Source organism: Streptomyces sp. NPDC057623 (genome assembly GCF_042800355.1).
Lineage (GTDB): Bacteria > Actinomycetota > Actinomycetes > Streptomycetales > Streptomycetaceae > Streptomyces.
In genome coordinates, this window is the sequence record NZ_JBHVGZ010000065.1 from 56,017 (window position 1) to 57,772 (window position 1,756).

2 protein-coding genes and 1 pseudogene are annotated in these 1,756 nt (G+C 69.0%); all 3 read left to right on the forward strand.

What is annotated here, in order from left to right; translation table 11 throughout:
• Window positions 1-193: 193 nt before the first annotated feature.
• Window positions 194-373, forward strand: a pseudogene (locus ACFU95_RS40345) (N-acetylmuramoyl-L-alanine amidase); the annotation flags it as partial.
• Window positions 374-563: 190 nt separating this feature from the next.
• Window positions 564-1,310, forward strand: a complete 747-nt coding sequence (locus ACFU95_RS40350) for a hypothetical protein (RefSeq protein WP_383839211.1) — start codon at window positions 564-566, stop codon at window positions 1,308-1,310.
• Between the two features lie 145 nt (window positions 1,311-1,455).
• A partial coding sequence (locus ACFU95_RS40355; RefSeq protein WP_383839214.1) for a transposase occupies window positions 1,456-1,756 on the forward strand: 301 nt, incomplete at its 3' end.

Sequence of the window (1,756 nt, forward strand, 5' to 3'; positions counted from 1 at the left end):
GAGGGTGTCGGGCAGCGGGGCCTCACCGGCCTCCGGCCGGTGAGGGACGGTAATCCCCCCCCCCCCCCCCCCTGCCCCCCCCCCCCCCCCCGCTTCTCGCTGCGGACAACGCAAGCCTGAGCCACATCGCGAGCGATTGTCCGCGTCGTCGACGTGCTCGCTCGAACTGCACACGCACTGCATGGGCTGTAGCACCAGGTTCGTCACACGGAGGGGGCTCGTCGATCACAATCTGTCAACAGATCTCGAGGTTTTCATCGAGTGCGGCAACATGCGCGATAGCAAGGACGCGGCGTTGCTCACCAGTAGCGCGTGGCGGCAGAAGGCGGCGCAAGGGATCTCTGAAGGGATCGTGAGTTTCCTGCGCGGGTAGTGGTCCACGGGCTGATCCCGGCGGACACCCTCGTCGGTCGGACGATAAGGTCGTCCTTACGATGAGGGGCCACCCCCGCGCTTCACACAGGGGCCTTACGGCGACATGGTGACAGCGACGCCTCTACCGACGAGACGACCGACGAAGGACCTTTGAAGTGAATATCCGCTCCCTCACTCGAGGCGACGGCGTGGTGATCGGAGCAGCGGTGTTGCTCTTCATCGCGTCTTTCCTCCAGCTCTACTCCGCCTCCGGGTACAACGTTGACATCAACGGGTGGGAAAACCTCGGGCTCGGCTTCGGCACCTACCTGGGCGGGGTCATCGGCGGTGCCCTGATCGTCGTCAACCGTCTCCTGCCCCAGCCGCGCAAGGTCGCCGGGCTGGACCTCGGAACAGTCGGTGCGGCATTCACGATTCTCGCCGCTTGGACCCTGTTCTGGACCCTGGTGGACGTTCCCGAGGGCGGCAGCGCAGCCGCCGGCCTCATCCTCGGCTTCATCGCCGCCCTCGCCCTCGCCGGCGGCGCCATCGCCACCCCCCTGGTCCCCGCCCTCCAGGCCGCCCTCCTCCCGGCCCCCAGCCCCGCCGCCCCCCAGCCCTACGGCGCCCAGCCGCCCGGTGGTTACGGGTACCCGGGTGCTCAGCAGCCGCAGCCGCCGTACGGCGGTCAGCCGCAGCCGGGGCAGCCTTTCGGTGGGCAGCCGCAGGCTCCTCAGGCGCCGCAGGCTCCGGCCGCGGACTTCTCGCCGTTCTGGTTCGCAGTCCCCGTGGCGCGCCCCCTCTTCGCGGAGGACGGTTCGCCCACGCCGATCGCCGAACTCGCGCCGGGCACCTGGTACCTGGCCGTCGAGCAGCGCGGTCCGGCCCTGGTGGCGCAGACGCAGGACGGTCGCCGTGGTGTCCTCCAGGACACGTCCGGGATTCAGCGCGGCTGATCCGCAGCAACAGAAGCCGTACGACGGCCCCTCGCCCTTCCCGGGACGCTGTTGGCGAATTGTGGGGCGGCCCGTGCGTGACGTCGGTCTCCAAGACCTGGTTGTGGTCTTGGAGACCGACGTTTGTGTTTGGGGTGGGGTACGGGTGTCGATGAAGCCGTTGGTGCCGGGAGGAGTTCCCGCAGAGACGGTGCGGGTGGCGCGGGCGGCGTTCCCGAAGGGCAGTCTGGCGATCAGGGTTCGCGACGAGCTGGGCGTGTTGTTCACGGACGAGCAGTTCTCGGGCCTGTTCCCGGCGCGGGGGAAACGTGCCTGGTCACCGGGTCGGCTGGCCATGGTGGTGGTGTTGCAGTTCGTGGAGAACCTCACCGACCGGCAGGCCGCCGAGGCGGTGCGGGCCCGGATCGACTGGAAGTACGCGCTCGGACTGGAACTGACTGACCCTG